The sequence below is a fragment of the Streptomyces sp. NPDC001068 genome (genome assembly GCF_042897315.1).
GTDB lineage: Bacteria > Actinomycetota > Actinomycetes > Streptomycetales > Streptomycetaceae > Streptomyces.
In genome coordinates, this window is record NZ_JBIAYD010000002.1 from 465,795 (window position 1) to 482,385 (window position 16,591).

At 72.3% G+C, this 16,591-nt stretch carries 11 protein-coding genes; 8 read left to right on the forward strand and 3 right to left on the reverse strand.

The genetic code is table 11. The annotated features are described in order from the left end of the window. Nucleotides 1–5: 5 nt before the first annotated feature. Complete coding sequence (locus ACFY3I_RS07240; protein WP_390859752.1) at nucleotides 6–446, reverse strand: nuclear transport factor 2 family protein; 441 nt, start codon at nucleotides 444–446, stop codon at nucleotides 6–8. A gap of 145 nt (nucleotides 447–591) precedes the next feature. On the opposite strand from ACFY3I_RS07240, the gene ACFY3I_RS07245 reads away from it, so the two are divergent. From ACFY3I_RS07245 to ACFY3I_RS07255, 3 genes are all read left to right on the forward strand, one after another. Then, complete coding sequence (locus ACFY3I_RS07245) at nucleotides 592–1,491, forward strand: helix-turn-helix transcriptional regulator (protein WP_390859753.1); 900 nt, start codon at nucleotides 592–594, stop codon at nucleotides 1,489–1,491. 441 nt (nucleotides 1,492–1,932) lie between these two features. Beyond that, on the forward strand, nucleotides 1,933–3,693 hold the full coding sequence (locus tag ACFY3I_RS07250; protein ID WP_390859754.1) for a hypothetical protein: 1,761 nt from the start codon (nucleotides 1,933–1,935) through the stop codon (nucleotides 3,691–3,693). 27 nt (nucleotides 3,694–3,720) lie between these two features. Next, nucleotides 3,721–5,697, forward strand: coding sequence for a phosphocholine-specific phospholipase C (locus ACFY3I_RS07255; protein ID WP_390859755.1), 1,977 nt, complete (start codon nucleotides 3,721–3,723; stop codon nucleotides 5,695–5,697). Nucleotides 5,698–5,829: 132 nt separating this feature from the next. Here ACFY3I_RS07255 and ACFY3I_RS07260 read toward each other — a convergent pair whose 3' ends face one another. Continuing rightward, nucleotides 5,830–6,555: a TetR/AcrR family transcriptional regulator gene (locus ACFY3I_RS07260; protein ID WP_390859756.1), complete on the reverse strand. Its 726-nt coding sequence runs from the start codon at nucleotides 6,553–6,555 to the stop codon at nucleotides 5,830–5,832. Nucleotides 6,556–6,643: 88 nt separating this feature from the next. Between ACFY3I_RS07260 and ACFY3I_RS07265 the strand changes: the two genes are divergently transcribed. From ACFY3I_RS07265 to ACFY3I_RS07275, 3 genes are all read left to right on the forward strand, one after another. Continuing rightward, the gene (locus ACFY3I_RS07265; protein WP_390859757.1) at nucleotides 6,644–7,777 is read left to right on the forward strand and encodes an FAD-dependent oxidoreductase; all 1,134 of its coding nucleotides are present in this window, start codon (nucleotides 6,644–6,646) and stop codon (nucleotides 7,775–7,777) included. Nucleotides 7,778–8,089: 312 nt separating this feature from the next. Further along, complete coding sequence (locus tag ACFY3I_RS07270) at nucleotides 8,090–9,547, forward strand: catalase (RefSeq protein WP_390859758.1); 1,458 nt, start codon at nucleotides 8,090–8,092, stop codon at nucleotides 9,545–9,547. A gap of 205 nt (nucleotides 9,548–9,752) precedes the next feature. Then, nucleotides 9,753–11,306, forward strand: coding sequence for a serine/threonine-protein kinase (locus ACFY3I_RS07275; protein ID WP_390859759.1), 1,554 nt, complete (start codon nucleotides 9,753–9,755; stop codon nucleotides 11,304–11,306). Between the two features lie 148 nt (nucleotides 11,307–11,454). Here the strand turns inward: ACFY3I_RS07275 and ACFY3I_RS07280 are convergent, their stop codons facing one another. Beyond that, entirely contained in the window at nucleotides 11,455–12,999 is a 1,545-nt protein-coding gene (locus tag ACFY3I_RS07280; protein ID WP_390859760.1) for an MFS transporter, read from the reverse strand. 310 nt (nucleotides 13,000–13,309) lie between these two features. Between ACFY3I_RS07280 and ACFY3I_RS07285 the strand changes: the two genes are divergently transcribed. Together ACFY3I_RS07285 and ACFY3I_RS07290 are read left to right on the forward strand one after the other, a co-directional pair. Beyond that, nucleotides 13,310–15,169, forward strand: coding sequence for an arabinofuranosidase catalytic domain-containing protein (locus ACFY3I_RS07285; protein WP_390859761.1), 1,860 nt, complete (start codon nucleotides 13,310–13,312; stop codon nucleotides 15,167–15,169). Nucleotides 15,170–15,389: 220 nt separating this feature from the next. Then, entirely contained in the window at nucleotides 15,390–16,586 is a 1,197-nt protein-coding gene (locus ACFY3I_RS07290) for a PP2C family protein-serine/threonine phosphatase (protein WP_390859762.1), read from the forward strand. Nucleotides 16,587–16,591: the final 5 nt, after the last annotated feature.

Consider the following 16,591-nt stretch of genomic DNA (forward strand, 5'->3'; position numbering starts at 1 on the left):
CGCGCCTACAACGACGCCCCGGCCTCCGCGCGGGCGAAGAAGGCGGCGAGCTCGTGGGGGTTCTTGGTGTAGACGTCGATCCCGCGCACCAGTCCGTCCGCGACCTCGTGGATCTCGACCATGGTCAGCGCGAACCGCTCCCCGGTCGTGTGCGCGGTGAGCGTGCCGGTCAGCACTCCCACCACGCCGGCCGGCCCCTCGAAAACCTCGGCCCCCGTGATGGCGACCGCCGCACGCCGCATCATCGCTCCCAGGACCGACCCCACGAACGCCTCGCGGCCGTGGTGCACACCGCCGTAGGGAAGCTGGGCCGGCTCATCGACGACCACCTCGGGGGCCAGCCGCGCCACGACACCTTCCACATCGCCCTTCGCCAACGCCTCGTACAGGCCCCTCACGACATCGGCGGAGGTCCCGGCTGCCGTCTCGGTACGGTCACTGCTCATGGTGTGTCCCCTCGGTCTCCTCGGCGCCCCGACGGGCTCGGGGCACACCCCATGCAACGCCCGTCCGCCGTCGCCGGGGAGCCCCCGCCGTGAGGGGTACCGGCAGGGACCCCCATCCCGCGCCGGGCCTGCCTACGCTGACCCCATGGACAACCGGGACGCGGTCAGCGCCTTCCTCCGCTCACGCCGCGAGAAGATCACCCCCGAGCAGGCGGGACTGCCGGTCTACGGCCGGCGGCGCGTGCCCGGACTGCGCCGGGGCGAGGTCGCCGCGCTCGCCGGGGTGAGCGTCGAGTACTACACGCGCCTCGAACGCGGCAGCCTGAGAGGCGTCTCGGACAGCGTGCTGGACGCGCTCGCCCACGCACTGCGGCTCGACGACACCGAACGCGCCTACCTGTACGACCTCGCCCGCGCCGCCGGACCGGCACCCGCCGCGCGGACCCGGCAGCGAACCGCCCGGCAGACGGTCCGGGCGAGTGTCCTGCGGATCGTCGAAGGCATGCCGGCCCTGCCGGCGTACGTGATGAACAACCGCCTCGACACCCTGGCCGCCAACGAGTTGGGGCGGGCCCTGTACGCACCCATGTACGACGACCCGGCCTGCCGGGGCAACGTCGCCCGGTTCGCGTTCCTCAACTCCGGGGCCGGCCGCTTCTACCGCGACTGGGAGCCGATGGCCCGCTTCGCCGTCGGCGCGCTGCGCGTCGAGGCCGCGCGCGACCCCTACGACCGGGAACTGACCGACCTGATCGGTGAACTGTCCACCCGCAGCGACCCGTTCCGGGTCATGTGGGCCTCCCACGACGTGCACGTCTTCCGGCAGAGCACCAAACGCCTGACCCATCCCGTGGTCGGCGATCTCGAACTCGACCAGGAGACCATGGCGTTGGCCGACGAGAGCGGTCTGAGCGTCGTCGTGTACAGCGCCCGCCGGGACACACCCGCCGAGGACGCCCTCACCCTCCTCGCCAACTGGAGCGCCACCACGGGGCGGGACCGGGAGGCGGACGCCGCCGGCAACCCGCCGCCCGGACAGCACTGACCCCGGGACCCGCCCGAGTCATCCCCCCCAGCCGTCCCCCCGAGTCGGCGGGGGCTCGCCGGCAGCTCCGCGCGGGCGTCACGGGGTCGGTCGCGATGACGCCATCTGTGCACAGTCTTGACTTGGAGTCGGCTCCCGGGCGCCGGTGCCACGGGTTCGTCGAGCGGCCCGTCCAGACAGGCTCCTGTACGGTCGCACGAGACCACTCGCGACCCGGAAGCTCGGCGATGCAGCAGGTCAACCCCCATTTTCCGATTGGCGATCGGGCGTTCACCGGGAACCTCGGCCACTCAGAACGCCGCCTGTTCCCCTGATGCCGGCCATCCGTCGTTCATGCGGCCGTCGCCGCGGACCGGCTTGCTGAGGAGCGAAGTTATATAGACAACTTTGCTCACCCGGGCGTCGTAGCGACGGCGTCCGGGGCGGAGAGGACCCAACACCGTGCAACCCCTCTCACAGGTCGCCGAGGCCGGCAGCAGCATCCGCGTCGGCTCGCCGACGTCCCCGCACCGCGGCGACAGACTGACCTTCGACTGGACCACCGACGCACCCGACCCGAAGAACTGGATCGGCGTCTACGACGGTGACCGGCAGCCCGGCAGCGGCGGCGGCTCGCTCGTGTGGGCCTACGTCCCCGGCGCCTCCGGGCAGACCACCCTCGACACCTCCGGACTCGGCGCCGGGCCCTACACCGCCTACCTGTTGGCCAAGGACGGCTACGGGGTTCTCGCCCGTACGGCGCCCTTCACCTTCGAGGGGACGGCGACCGGCGACTCGATCGAGCTGACCACGCCGGATCCCCACGAGGGCGACAAGGTCTCCTTCCACTGGACGACCGCGGCACCCGACCCGAAGAACTGGGTCGGCGTCTACGACGGCGACCGGCAGCCCGGCCAGGGATCCTCCCTCAGCTGGGCGTACACGCCCGCTGCCACCGGCGACGTCACCCTCGACACCTCCGGGCTCGAGGCCGGGCGGTACACCGCCTACCTGCTCGCGAAGGACGGCTACGACATCCTCGCCGAGACGAAGCCGTTCAGCTTCGCGGTCCGGCCGGTGATCCCCCGTCCGCACGCGGCGGTCGACGCCGTGACCACCGCCGCGCAGACGGCGGGCACCTCCTTCTCCCTCTCCCTCGGCGGCCTGTGGATCAGGCCGGCCGGCAATGCCGCGGGCGGCGCCTCCTTCCGGCGCGCGTCCGGCGACGAATGGCTGTCGGTGGCGGCGGACGGCACGGTCAGCGGCAGGGTCCCCCTCGGGCAGCGCGCGCCCGGCCGGGTGGTCGCCTCCGTCACCGACAGCGCCGTGGGCGCTGACACCGTCACCGTCCAGGTGCCGGTCCGCGCCTCCCGGGACCGGCTCCGGCTGAAGGTGGCCACACTCAACCTCTGGGACGGCGGCGGCCACGTCGACGGGTTCCTGGAGAAGCAGGTGCGACTGGTGCTCACCCAGGGCCTGGACGTCGTGGCCCTGCAGGAGTGCGGCGACCGGGGCGCGGCCGATCTCGCCGCGGCGCTCGGCTGGCACGTGCAGCAGGCCGACGGGCTCGGCATCGTCAGCCGGTATCCGCTCACCGACGTCGTCGCCCCGACCGCCGCCCTGCCGGCCACCGCGGCCACGCTGCGACTGCCCGGCGACCGCCCGGTGCGCCTGTGGGCGGCCAGGCTGGACGAGTCCGGGTACGGCCCGTACGCGCTGCTCGCGGGCAGCACGGCCGCCCAGGTCGAGGCGGCGGAGCGGGAGACGGCCCGGTACGCGCAGACCAGGGCTCTGGTGGCGGCCATGCGGCCGGACCTCGCCTCCCGGACCCCGGTCGTCCTGGCCGCCGGCCTCGCCTCGCCCTCGCACCTCGACTGGACCGACCGGACCGCCTCCGCCCACGGCGGTGTCGGCCGGGTGCGCTGGCCGGTCACCGAGGCCCTGGAGGCGGCCGGTCTGACCGACGCCTACCGCGAGGCCCACAACAACCCGGCGAAGGATCCCGGCATCACCTGGTCCCCCGTCAGGCCGCGGCACGACGGCGGCGGCACGGAGCCGCAGGACCGGATCGACCAGATCCAGTACGCGGGGAAGCTGCGGGTCCTGGAGGCCCACAGCCTGGTCACCGGCTGGCCCCGGCCGGTACCGGACACCGCCGCCAACGGCTGGCCCTCCGACCACGCGGCCGCGGTCGTCACCTTCTCCCTGTCCCGCCGCGGCTGACCCGAACGACCCGAAGGACTTCATCCCATGACCGAGATCAGCCGCCGCACCTTCATCGGCACCACCGCCGCGACGGCCGCCGTCGCCGCCACCGCCGGACTGCCCGGCACCGCGGAGGCGGCGCAGCGCGAGAAGTCGCGCGGCAGCATCGACGACGTCAAGCACGTGGTGATCCTGATGCAGGAGAACCGCAGCTTCGACCACTACTTCGGCACCCTGAACGGCGTCCGCGGCTTCGGCGACCGGCAGGCCAGCGTGCTGGCGGGCGGCGACCCCGTGTTCCGCCAGCCCGACCGCGGCCGCAAGGAGGGCTATCTGCTGCCCTTCCGCATGGACAGCACCAAGTACAACGCGCAGAACGCCGGAGGCCTCCCGCACGACTGGGACACCGGGCACACCGCCGTCGACGGCGGCGCGATGGACAAGTGGGTGGCCGCCAAGGGCGAACGCACCATGGGCTACTTCACCCGGGCCGACATCCCGTACCAGTACGCGCTGGCCGACGCCTTCACCCTCTGCGACGGCTACCACTGCTCGCTCAACGGCCCCACCGACCCCAACCGCCTCTACCTGTGGACCGGTACAGCGGGCCCCGGCGTCGACGGCACCACCGGCCCGTGGACCGACAACACCCCGGTCACGGGCAACCCGGTGGCGGACTGGACGACGTACGCCGAGCGCCTGGAGCAGGCCGGCGTGAGCTGGCGCGTCTACCACAACCCCGACGGCTCCGACGACCGGTACGGCGACTACGACGACAACGCCCTTTCGTACTTCAAGCAGTTCCACGCCTTCCCCAAGGACGACCCGCGCTACGTCAACGCCATGACGAAGTTCGACCTCACGGCGTTCGACCGGCACTGCAAGGACGGCACCCTGCCCACCGTCTCCTGGCTGGTGGCGCCGTACCTGTTCTGCGAGCACCCGGCGGCCAGTCCCGACTACGGCGCGCACTGGGTGAACACCGCGCTCCAGTCGCTGTTCGCCAACCCCGAGGTGTGGAAGCACACCGTCTTCCTGCTCATGTACGACGAGAACGACGGGTACTTCGACCACGTCATCCCGCCGTCCCCCGAGCCCGGCACGAAGGACGAGTTCGCGAACGGCAAGCCGATCGGGCTGGGCAGCCGGGTCCCGCTGTGGGCCGTCTCCCCCTGGTCACGCGGCGGCTGGGTCAACTCGCAGGTCTTCGACCACACTTCGGTGCTGCGGTTCCTGGAGCAGGTCACCGGGGTGCGCGAGCCCAACATCTCCGACTGGCGCCGTACCGTCTGCGGCGACCTCACCAGCTGCTTCGACTTCACCCGGCCGGACTACAGCATCCCCGAACTGCCCGACACCGTCGCGCTGATGGCGAAGGCCGACGCGGGCAGCGCGCTGCCCGCCGTGAAGATACCCGAGCAGCAGTCCATGCCCGTGCAGGAGCCGGGGCAGCGCCCGCACCGCCCGCTGCCGTACCGCCCGTGGTCCGATGTCTCCGTCGACCGCGCCACCGGCCAGGTCACCTGCACGCTCGTCAACGACGGCTCCGTCGGCTACCACTTCACCGTGCTGCCGAACGTCGAACTGCCCTTCACCGGTGTGCCGTTCACGGTCCCGCCGCGCTCCTCGCGCAGCTACGTGTGGGACGCCGCCGCGACCGACGGCCGGTACGACTTCTCGGTGCACGGCGCGGACGGGTTCGTCCGCCGGTTCGCCGGCACGGTCGTGCGCGACGGCCAGGACGACGTGGCGGTGCCGTCGGTCACCGCGACGCTGACGCACGCCACCCGTCCCGAGGACGCCAGGATCGAGCTGGAACTGCGCAACGACGGCGGCACCGAAGTGGCCTTCACGGTCACCCCGAACGACTTCGCGGGCGAGGAGCGGACCGAGTGGGTCAAGGCGGGCGGCCACTCCCGGCTGACCTGGCGGACCGACGAGGGCCGTTACGACGTCACGGTCACGGCGGGGACCGGAGCGCGGTTCGCCCAGCGGTACGCGGGGACCGTGCACGCGGTCTGAGCCGTGCGAGCGAGCGGGGGGGGGCCCCCCCCCGGGGGGGGGGGGGGGGCGGCCCCCCCCCGCGGGGGGGGGGGGGCCGCCGGGGGGGGGGGGGGGCCCCCCCCCCCCCCCCCCCCCGTTTCCGCGGACGGCTCAGCCCGGCGGGTGGAGCGTGGTGATGCCGGTGAGGACGAAGTCGATCCCGGCGAGGAACTGCTCGCGGTCGTCGTGTTCGCGCATCTGGTCCGCGACGGCCCGTGTGAACGGGTAGTCGTCGGGGTCGAGCTCCCGCCACGCCGCCGAGACGGCGCCGAGGAACTCCGCGCGGTCCGGCTCGGGGCCGGGGCCTCCGGCGTTCACGGCGTTCTGGCCGGTGGCGCCGAGGATGTAGTGCAGCAGGGCCGAGGCCGCCGTGAACCAGGTGCTCTCGGGCACGCCGAGCGCGGCGACCTGCCGCCCGATGCTCTCGAAGATCCGCGCGGTCACCGTCCCCCAGGGGTTGCGGGCGAGCTGCGCGGCCAGCTGCGCGGCCAGCCAGGGGTGTTCCTCGATCGCGCCGGACAGGGCCAGGGCGACGGCGCGGATCCCGTCCCGCGGTGACCTCGCAGGGTCGGCGGGACCTGTCGCGCTCGCAGGGTCGGCGGGACCGGTCTCGAGGGCCGCGGTGACGACGCCCTCGGTGGCGGCGGCGAGCAGTTCCTCCTTGTTCGCCACGTGCCAGTAGACCGCCCCGGGGCCGGTGGCGAGGCGCTGCGTGAGCGCCCGGAAGGTCAGCCCGCCCTCCCCGGCCGTGTCGAGGAGTTCGACGGCGGTTTCGACGATGCGCTCCCGGGAGAGCGCCTCCGTGCGCCGCTGTGACCGGCGTGTCCGCGTTGCCATGCCGCCATCTTGACACATCTGGAGCGACGTTCCAGCATGGTACGGCGTTCCAGACTGGAACGCCGTACCATGCTGGAGGAGAGTCACCATGAGCACTCACGTCACGATCGTCGGCGCCGGACTCGGCGGCCTCACGCTCGCCCGCGTCCTGCACGTGCACGGCATCCCGGCCACCGTCTACGAGGCGGAGCCGTCCGCGGCTGCCAGGGCGCAGGGCGGGATGCTCGACATCCACGAGCACAACGGCCGGCCGGCCCTCGACGCGGCGGGCCTGACCGAGGAGTTCCGCGCTCTCGTCCTGCCCGGCCGCCAGGCGACCCGGGCCCTGGCACCGGACGGGACGGTGCTGCACGACGAGCCCGACGACGGCACCGGCGGCCGCCCCGAGGTACTGCGCGGAGAACTGCGCCGGATCCTGCTCGACTCGCTCCCGCCCGGCACCGTCCGCTGGGGCCACAAGGTCACCGGTGTCCGTGCCCTCGGCGACGGCCGCCACGAGGTGGCCTTCGCCGAGGGCTCGTCCGTCACCACGACCCTGCTGGTCGGCGCGGACGGCGCCTGGTCACGGGTGCGGCCGCTGCTGTCCGACGCGGTGCCCGAGTACACCGGCACCTCGTTCGTCGAGACCTACCTCTACGACGCCGAGAACCGGCACCCGGCCACCGCGAAGGCGGTCGGCGGCGGCGCGATGTTCGCGCTCGCGCCGGGCAAGGGGATCCAGGCCCACCGGGAGGACGGCGGAACCCTGCACACCTACGTGGCGCTCCGCAGGCCGCTGGACTGGTTCGCCGCAGTCGACTTCGCCGACCCCGCCACGGCGGCCGCGCGGATCGCGGCGGAGTTCGGCGGCTGGGCACCGGAACTCACCGCACTGATCACCGACGGCGAGACCCCGCCGGTGCTGCGCCCCCTGCACACGCTGCCGGCCGGGCACCGCTGGGACCGGGTGCCGGGGGTGACCCTGCTCGGCGACGCCGCCCACCTCATGATCCCGAACGGGGAGGGCGCCAACCTTGCCATGTACGACGGCGCCGAACTCGGCAGGGCACTCGCCGCCCACCCCGACGACACCGGGGCCGCGCTCACCGCGTACGAACAGGCCATGTTCTCCCGGAGCGCCGCCGAGGCGGCCGAAGCCGGCCTGCTCCACGACCTGATGTTCGGCGACGACTCGCCGCACGGCCTGATCGCCATGTTCACCGGAGCGGCCGGCACCTCCTGACGCCTTCCGGCATCGGGGGGCCGCCCGGGCCGGGCGGTCCCCCGAGTGGCGGCACCGGCCCGGTGGGACCAGGCTGGATGCCGGACGGCCCGGCCACGGCGCGCCGGCCCGGCACGTCGGGCACCGGGCGCACGGTGTTTGCCCGGCACGCGCGGGGTCACCCGCCCGGCAGGAGCCCGACGCTCCGGAAGCGAAGGAAGCGAGCACACCCGTACGGCACCCTCCCGGGGCGTGGCCACGGATGCGACGGCCGGTCCCGGAACGACGTACGGACCGGCACAGCTCGCTGCCCAGGCGGAGAAAGGCAGAGCCATGACGGAGAAACCACCCCTCACCACCACCGACTCCGGTGCCCCCGTCGAGAGTGACGAGCACTCGCTGACCGTGGGGCCCGGGGGGCCGGTCCTGCTCCAGGACGCCTATCTGATCGAGCAGATGGCGCAGTTCAACCGGGAGCGCATCCCCGAGCGCCAACCGCATGCGAAGGGGAGCGGCGCGTTCGGTCACTTCGAGGTGACCGACGACGTCAGCGCCTACACCATGGCCGGTCTCTTCCAGCCCGGCACCCGCACCGACCTGGTCATCCGCTTCTCGACGGTCGCCGGTGAGCGGGGCAGCCCCGACACCTGGCGCGACCCTCGCGGCTTCGCGGTGAAGTTCTACACCAGCGAGGGCAACTACGACATGGTCGGCAACAACACGCCGGTCTTCTTCATCAAGGACCCGATGAAGTTCCAGCACTTCATCCGGTCCCAGAAGCGCCGCGCGGACAGCAACCTGCGCGACCACGACATGCAGTGGGACTTCTGGACGCTCTCCCCGGAGTCCGCCCACCAGGTCACCTGGCTGATGGGCGACCGCGGCATCCCGCGGACCTGGCGCCACATGAACGGCTACACCTCGCACACCTACATGTGGATCAACGCCGAGGGCGAGCGGTTCTGGGTGAAGTACCACTTCAAGACCGACCAGGGGATCGATTTCCTCACCCAGGAGGAGGCCGACCGGCTGGCGGGCACCGACTCGGACTACCACATGCGCGATCTCTTCGAGCACATCCGCGACGGAGAGTTCCCGAGCTGGACCCTGTACGTGCAGCTCATGCCGTACGCGGAGGCGGCGGGCTACCGCTTCAACCCGTTCGACCTCACCAAGGTGTGGCCGCACGGCGACTACCCGCTGGTCCGGGTCGGCCGGATGACGCTGGACCGCAACCCGACCGACAACCACGCCGAGATCGAGCAGGCCGCCTTCCAGCCCAACAACTTCGTCCCCGGCATCGGGCCCAGCCCGGACCGCATGCTGCTGGGGCGGCTGTTCTCCTACGCGGACGCCCACCGGCACCGGATCGGCGCCAACTACCAGCAGCTTCCGGTGAACGCGCCGGTCGTCGACGTCCACACGTACTCCAAGGACGGGGCGATGGCCTACCGGAAGACGTCCGATCCGGTGTACGCCCCGAACTCCAAGGGCGGCCCGAAGGCCGACCCCGCGCGGTTCGGGCCGCCGCCCACCTGGGAGGCCGACGGCGAGATCACCCGCGCCGCCTACGTCTCCCATCCCGAGGACGACGACTGGGGGCAGCCCGGCACACTCGTGCGGGAGGTGCTGGACGACGCCGCCCGGGACCGGCTGGTCGACAACGTCGTGGGGCACCTCCTCGACGGCGTGACCGAACCCGTCCTGCAGCGCGCGTTCACGTACTGGTCGAACATCGACGAGACGATCGGCAAGCGCATCGCCGACGGCGTACGGTCCAAGGCCGGCTAGCAGGACCCCGAGGCCACCGAACGGGGCGACATCCGTGCCCCGGGCCGAGCGATCCGCTCGGCCCGGGGCACGGGCACGCGTACGGCCGAACCGCCCCAACTGATATGAATAATCTCCGCAGGCCATGTCCACGCGGATGCCGAGGGGGGCTCCGCGAGCACGTGGCGGCCCCCGGCGGTGACGCGCCCACCGCCCGGAGACCTTGATGAGACGTCTCGATCCCACGGATCCGCCGGCCGTCGGCGGCTACCCGCTGCTGGCCAGGCTCGGGGAAGGTGGCATGGGGCAGGTCTTCCTCTCCCGCACGGCCTCCGGCCGGCCGCTGGCGCTGAAGACGGTTCGGAGCGAATTCGGCCTGGACCCGGGGTTCGAGGAGCGGTTCGCACGGGAGATCACCAGCAGTGACCGGGTCCGGTCACCGTGGACGGTCTCGGTCGTCGACTACAGCGGGCCAGGACAGCGTCCGCAGTGGCTCGCCACGGAGTACGTGGCGGCCCCGAGTCTCGCCGACTGGGTGGTGCGGCACGGCCCGCTGCCCGAGGCGGCCGTCCTGGCCCTGGGGGCGGAGCTCGCGGAGGGGCTTCAGGCGGTGCACCGGGCGGGCCTCGCGCACCGCGACGTGAAACCGTCCAACGTGCTGCTCGCCGGCCGCCATCCGCTGCTCATCGACTTCGGCATCGCCCGGGCCGCCGACGACACCCGGCACACCCGCACGGGCGGTGTCATCGGCTCCCCCGGCTACATGGCTCCCGAGCAGGTCACCGCCGGGGGCGCGGCGGAACCCGGTGACGTCTTCGCGCTGGCCGCGGTGCTGGTGTACGCGGCGACCGGCCGGGGGCCCTTCCTGCGTCGTGGGGAGGAGCCGTCCGCGGCCCAGCTGCTCTACCGGATCGTGCACGAGGAACCCCACCTCGACGACGTACCGGAGTCGCTGGCGCCGGTCCTGGCCGAATGCCTGCGCAAGGCGCCCGAGTCCCGGCCCGGCGCCCAGGACCTGTCGGCGCGGCTCGCAGCCGGTGCCGTGGGCTGGGCCGCCGGCGCCCCGGCGGAGCTGGCCGCGGACCTCGCCGCGAAGGAGGCCGAGCTGCGGGCACTGCTGGACGCGTCGGCCGCCCCGGCCGCGCCCGCGCCCGCGCCCGTCCCGACGACGGGATTCGGACCACCGCCGCCGTACACCCCGGCGCCCGCCGTCGTGCCCGGCAGCGTTGCGCAGCCCGCGCCGTCGGCACCGGCGACCGGCTACGGACCGCCGTACATCCCCGCACCCGCCGTCCCGCCCGGCACGGTCGCGCCGACGAGGCCGCACGCTCCGGCCGCCGCCCCGCGCGGATCCGCGAGGACGCGGGCGGCCGTGGTCGCCGTGGGCGTGGTCACCGTCGCGGCGGTGGTCGCCGGGGCCCTCTGGGCGGGCGGGGCCTGGGACGGGGAGGCTTCGAAGGGCAGGACACCACCCGCGACACCCACCACGTCCCCGGAATCGTCCTCGTCGTCCTCGTCGTCGAAGAACGCGGCGAACGCGCTGCCCGCCTCCTGGGTGGGCACCTGGCGTGGCACCGGCCCCGGGAATCCTTCGGCGGACGGCGTGTACAGCTTTCGTACGACGTCCGTGTCCGTGACCGTCACCCTGCACCCGGCCGCACGGGGTGAGCGGGTGGGCCGGCAGGTCAGTCACGTGACCGAGGCGGGCAGCGGCCGGGACATCGGATGTTCCGAGACGCTGCGCCTCCAGGAGACGCACGCGACCTCGATGGTCTTCTAGGCGGTCACCAGCACGCCCACCGACCCGTCGACCGGCGGGGTGTGCGCACCGGGCAACGTCTACGTCCTGACCAAGAAGGGGGAGGACACCCTCGTACTCGGCGACGAGGGCAGCCAGACGGCCGGATCCCCGTCCGCTCTCCGGCGTGTCACCTGACCGGCGAGCGCTTCGAGGACACCGGGTGCGGGCCGCTGCCCGGCTCCCGGAGGCAGGTGAGGTACAGCTTCCTCGACGTGGTGATCAGCTCCCGCTGCTCCGCGCGCGAACCGACCATCGGGCGGGATCCGCTGAGCGGGACCTGTGCGCTCTCCGGCAGGAACCGTACGGTGATCAGGCCGATCGCGCCGGCCAGCATCAGGTAGTACGCGGGCATGAGATCGTCGCCGGTGGCGTTCACCAGCGCCTCGGTCACCAGGGGTGTGGTGCCGCCGAACGCGGCGACCGCGATGTTGAAGCCGATGCCCATGGCGGCGTACCGGACGGCGGTCGGGAAGAGGGCCGGCAGGGTGGCGGCGCTCGGCGCGGCGAAGCAGGCCAGCAGGGTGGCCAGGATCAGCACGCCGAGGACGGGCGGCCAGGTGCCGTGGGCCTTGATCAGCAGGAAGGACGGCACCGCGAGCAGGATCATGGCGGCCGCGGAGACCCCGTAGACCGGACGGCGTCCGATCCGGTCGCTGAGCCGGCCGATGAACGTGATCAGCAGGACGATCCAGACCATGCCGATCAGCACCAGCACGTCGGCGGAACCGCTGGACCGGTGCAGGGTCTCCGTCTGGTAGGTCGGCAGGAACCCGGTGACCATGTAGTTGGTGACGTTGTACAGCAGCACCAGGCCCATGCAGATCAGCAGCGGACGCCAGTACCGGGTGACCACGCCCTTGAGTTCACTGCCCGCGGACGCCTGCGCGAGGCTCTTCTCGTGATCGTCCAGTTGCTGCTGGAAGGCCGGCGACTCCTCCAGCCTGAGCCGCATGTAGAGGCCGATCACGCCCAGCGGGCCGGCGATCAGGAACGGCAGGCGCCAGCCCCAGGTGAGCATCTGCTCGTCGGTGAGCAGCAGGTTCAGCACGGTGACCAGGGCCGAGCCCAGGGCGTAGCCCACGAACGTGCCGAAGTCGAGCCAGCTGGAGAGGAAGCCGCGGCGCCGGTCCGGCGAGTACTCCGCGACGAAGGTGGTCGCGCCGCCGTACTCACCGCCGGTGGAGAAGCCCTGCACCATCCGGGCGAGCAGCAGCAGGACCGGGGCGGCGATGCCGATCGTGGCGTAGCTGGGAATGAGACCGATGGCGAACGTGCCCAGCGCCATCATGATCATGGTGGTGGCGAGCACCTTCTGCCGTCCGACCCGGTCGCCGAGCGGGCCGAAGAAGAGTCCGCCGAGGGGCCGTACGACGAAGGCGGCGGCGAAGGTGGCGAACGAGGAGATCACCTGGGCGCCGGGTGAGGCGCCGGGGAAGAAGACCTTGCCGATGGTGGCGGCCAGATAGCTGTAGACGCCGAAGTCGAACCACTCCATGCAGTTGCCCAGCGCCGAGGCGCCGACGGCGCGCCGCAGCAGCGGAGGCTCGACGACCTGGACGTCGTCGCGGCGGAAGGCCCGCTCGTTCCGCCGCTGCCTGCGGGTGAGTTCGTCCCGGACCTGCCGGGGCAGTTCGGCGACCGCTCGCGGTATGTCGGGGGTGGCCCCGGCCACGCTACCTCCTGGGCTGTTTGATCGGATGTTTCGCTGAAGCGAATTCTGTGACAGGTGCGAACTTCTCGCACGAGAACCGGCTGCCCCGGAACGTCTGGTTGACACGCGTGAAATGTGCTCCCGCAATGCCGCGGGCGGACGTTTCCCCACACCCCGACAGCAGTCCACGCTTCCGAACTTGGTCTGAACCAAAAAGGAAACAAATATTGACGTGGTCGAACAGGGGTCGTAGGTTCCGGGCCGAGCCGACCACCCCACTCCGGTGCCGAAGGGACGTGCCATGCGTGGTGCCCTGTCCGTCTGGAATGTCATGAACTCACCAAACTTAGCGAGCGGTCCCCGGGCATGGCGGGCGCGGGCCGTCGCGGTGCTGGCCTCGCTCGGACTCGCCCTCGGGCTGCTGCTCGGGCTGCCGGCCGTGTCGCAGGCCGCGGGTTCGCTGCCCTGTGACATCTACGCCGCGGCCGGCACCCCGTGCGTCGCCGCGCACAGCGTCACCCGCGCGCTGCTCTCCTCCTACAACGGCCCGCTCTACCAGGTCACCCGCGTCTCGGACGGAGCCACCGCCGACATCGGGCTGGTCGGCGGGTACGCCGACGCGGCGGCCCAGGACGCGTTCTGCGCGAACAGCGGAGGCTGCCGGATCACGAAGATCTACGACCAGAGCGGGCGGCACAACGACCTCAAGCCGGGCCCCGCCGGTACCGCCGGTATGGGCAACGACCGGGGCGCCGACGCCTCGGAGATCGCCGTCACCGCGGGCGGCCACAAGGTCTACGGCGTCTGGATCTCCCCCGGCGTCGGCTACCGCTACACCGGGGTCGCCTCCGGAGTCGCCGTGAACGGCCAGCCCGAGGGCGCCTACATGGTGGCCAGCGGCACCCACGTCGGCTCGGCCTGCTGCTTCGACTACGGCAACGCCGAGAGCACCCCGGCCGACACCGGAAACGGCCACATGGACGCCGTGTCCATCGCCACCACCTGCTACTTCGCGCCGTGTACCGGGAGCGGACCGTGGGTGGAGGCCGACCTGGAGAACGGCATGTTCCAGGGCGACAACGGTTCCAACACCGCCAACCAGGGCAACAAGAGCACCTTCGTCACCGCCGTCCTCAAGAACAACGGACAGACCCGTTACGCGCTCAAGGGCGGCAACTCCCAGACCGGCGGGCTGAGCACCTGGTGGGACGGGGCGCTGCCGACCCGGGGCGGCTACCAGCCCATGCACCAGGAGGGCGGCATCATCCTGGGGATCGGCGGGGACAACAGCAACTGGAACCGGGGCACCTTCTTCGAGGGCGTCATGGTCTCCGGCTATCCCACCGACGCCGCCGAGAACGCCGTCCAGGCCAACATCGTCTCCGTCGGCTACAGCGGACAGACGGACGTGCCGAACGGTCCGCAGGGGACGGTCACCGGCCCCGGCGGCAAGTGCGTGGACGTCGCCGCCGACGACACCGGCGTCAACGGGGCCGCCGTACAGCTGTGGGACTGCCAGACGTACGCCGAGGACCAGCACTGGACGCACAACCCGGACGGTTCGCTGTCCACGCTCGGACGGTGCCTGGACATCGAGAACAACGGCACGGCGGGCGGCGCCAAGCTGGAGCTGTGGGACTGCAACGGGGTCGGCGGCCAGAAATGGGTCCAGCAGGCCGACGGATCCCTCCTCAACCCCCAGTCCGGACGCTGCCTCGACTCCCCCAGCGGCGCCACCGCCAACGGCACCCGCCTGCAGATCTGGGACTGCAACGGCTCCGGCGCGCAGAAGTTCTCGGTGAACGGCGGAGGGCCGGTCAAGGGACCGGGCGGCACCTGCGTGGACGTCGCCGCCGACGACACCGGCACCAACGGCACCGCCGTACAGCTGTGGGGCTGCCAGACCTACGCGGTGGACCAGCACTGGTACCACGGCTCCGACAACTCGCTGGCCACGCTGGGGCGCTGCCTGGACGTCGTGGGGAACGGTACGGCCAACGGCACCAAGGTCGAACTGTGGGACTGCAACGGGGTCGGCGGCCAGAAATGGGTCCAGCAGGCCGACGGATCCCTCCTCAACCCCCAGTCCGGACGCTGCCTCGACTCCCCCAGCGGCGCCACCGCCAACGGCACCCGCCTGCAGATCTGGGACTGCAACGGCGCCGCCGCACAGAAGTTCGGGCTGAGCTGAGCTCGGGCTGAACGGAACGGCCCAGGGCCGGGACGCGAGCGCGGGCGGCGGCGGCCGCCCCCTCGCGGAACCCCCGCGGTCGTCCGGCGGCCGTCCGTTCGCGGCCGCCCCCACGCGGTCCTCCCCGTCCCACGGAATGCGTGCGCCGCCCCAGGATGTGAGACTGCTGATCGCCGGGGCCCGCGGCGTCGCTCCGAGGGACACGAGGAGGCGAGGGCAGGTGGTGACATCGGATTCCGGCGATCCGTTGCAGGAGTTCCTCGCCGACGAGGTCAACAGGACCGAGGACCTCGCCCCTGCCCTGTCCCGCTGCGCCGAGGCGCTCGGACTGCACCACGCGATCGTCTACCTCGTCGATCTCCAGCAACGGCACCTGGTCCCGCTCACCGACGTGGCCTCGGTGCTGCCCGTCGACGACTCGCCGGCGGGGTGGACGTACCGCACGCAGTCGCTGCGCGTCGAGCCGTCCCGCGACGGGGTGGTGACCGCCTGGTTCCCACTGATCGACGGCGCCGAACGGCTCGGCGTGCTGGCCGTGCACGCACCCGCCCTCGATGCCGCCTCGGTGACCCGCGGCAAGGCACTGGCCACCCTGGTCGCGATGATGGTGACCTCCCGGCGCGTCTACAAGGACTCCTACGTCCGGCTCACCCGCACCGAACGGATGCGACTGCCGTCCGAGTTGCTCCGCGCCTTCCTGCCCCCGCGGACGATCGGCAACGACCGCGTGGTCTCCACGGCCGTCCTCGAACCCGCCTACGAGATCGGCGGCGACGCCTTCGACCACGCGCTGACCCAGTCGACACTGCACGCCAGCGTCCTCGACTCCATGGGCCACGACCTCGCCTCCGGGCTCACCAGCGCCCTCTCGCTGGCGGCCTGCCGCAACGCCCGCCGGGTCGGCTCCGACCTGCCCGAGCTGGTACGGACGGTCGACGAGACGCTCGCCGCGTGGCTGCCGGACCAGTTCTGCACGGCCGTGCTGACCGAGCTCGACCTCGGCACGGGCGTGCTGCGGTGGTGCAACTGCGGACACCCCGCCCCGCTCCTCATCCGCGAGCAGCGCTTGCTGACCGACGCCCTCGAACGTGACCCGGAGCCTCCGCTGGGGCTGTCCCACCTGCGGTCCCACCGCGAACGCACGATCCACGAGACAGCGCTGCGGCCCGGCGACCGCATCCTGCTGTACACCGACGGAGTCACCGAGTCCCGGATGCCGGACGGGGAGTTGTTCGGGCTGCGGCGGTTCGCCGACTACCTCATCCGGGCCACCGCGGCGGGCGAACTGGCTCCGGAGACCCTGCGGCGGCTGATCCACTCGATCCTCGACGCGGAGACCAGCCGGCTCAGGGACGACGCGACGATCATGCTCCTCGAGTGGCGGCCGCCCCCGCCCGGCGGACGAACGGCCCGGTAGACGGC

What these genes read in the sequence shown, in the direction of transcription:
- ACFY3I_RS07245 (WP_390859753.1), top strand. Translation starts at nt 592, where the DNA reads ATGGACAACCGGGACGCGGTCAGCGCCTTCCTCCGCTCACGCCGCGAG.
- ACFY3I_RS07240 (WP_390859752.1), bottom strand. Translation starts at nt 446, where the DNA reads ATGAGCAGTGACCGTACCGAGACGGCAGCCGGGACCTCCGCCGATGTC.
- ACFY3I_RS07275 (WP_390859759.1), top strand. Translation starts at nt 9,753, where the DNA reads ATGAGACGTCTCGATCCCACGGATCCGCCGGCCGTCGGCGGCTACCCG.
- ACFY3I_RS07270 (WP_390859758.1), top strand. Translation starts at nt 8,090, where the DNA reads ATGACGGAGAAACCACCCCTCACCACCACCGACTCCGGTGCCCCCGTC.
- ACFY3I_RS07260 (WP_390859756.1), bottom strand. Translation starts at nt 6,555, where the DNA reads ATGGCAACGCGGACACGCCGGTCACAGCGGCGCACGGAGGCGCTCTCC.
- ACFY3I_RS07285 (WP_390859761.1), top strand. Translation starts at nt 13,310, where the DNA reads ATGAACTCACCAAACTTAGCGAGCGGTCCCCGGGCATGGCGGGCGCGG.
- ACFY3I_RS07255 (WP_390859755.1), top strand. Translation starts at nt 3,721, where the DNA reads ATGACCGAGATCAGCCGCCGCACCTTCATCGGCACCACCGCCGCGACG.
- ACFY3I_RS07265 (WP_390859757.1), top strand. Translation starts at nt 6,644, where the DNA reads ATGAGCACTCACGTCACGATCGTCGGCGCCGGACTCGGCGGCCTCACG.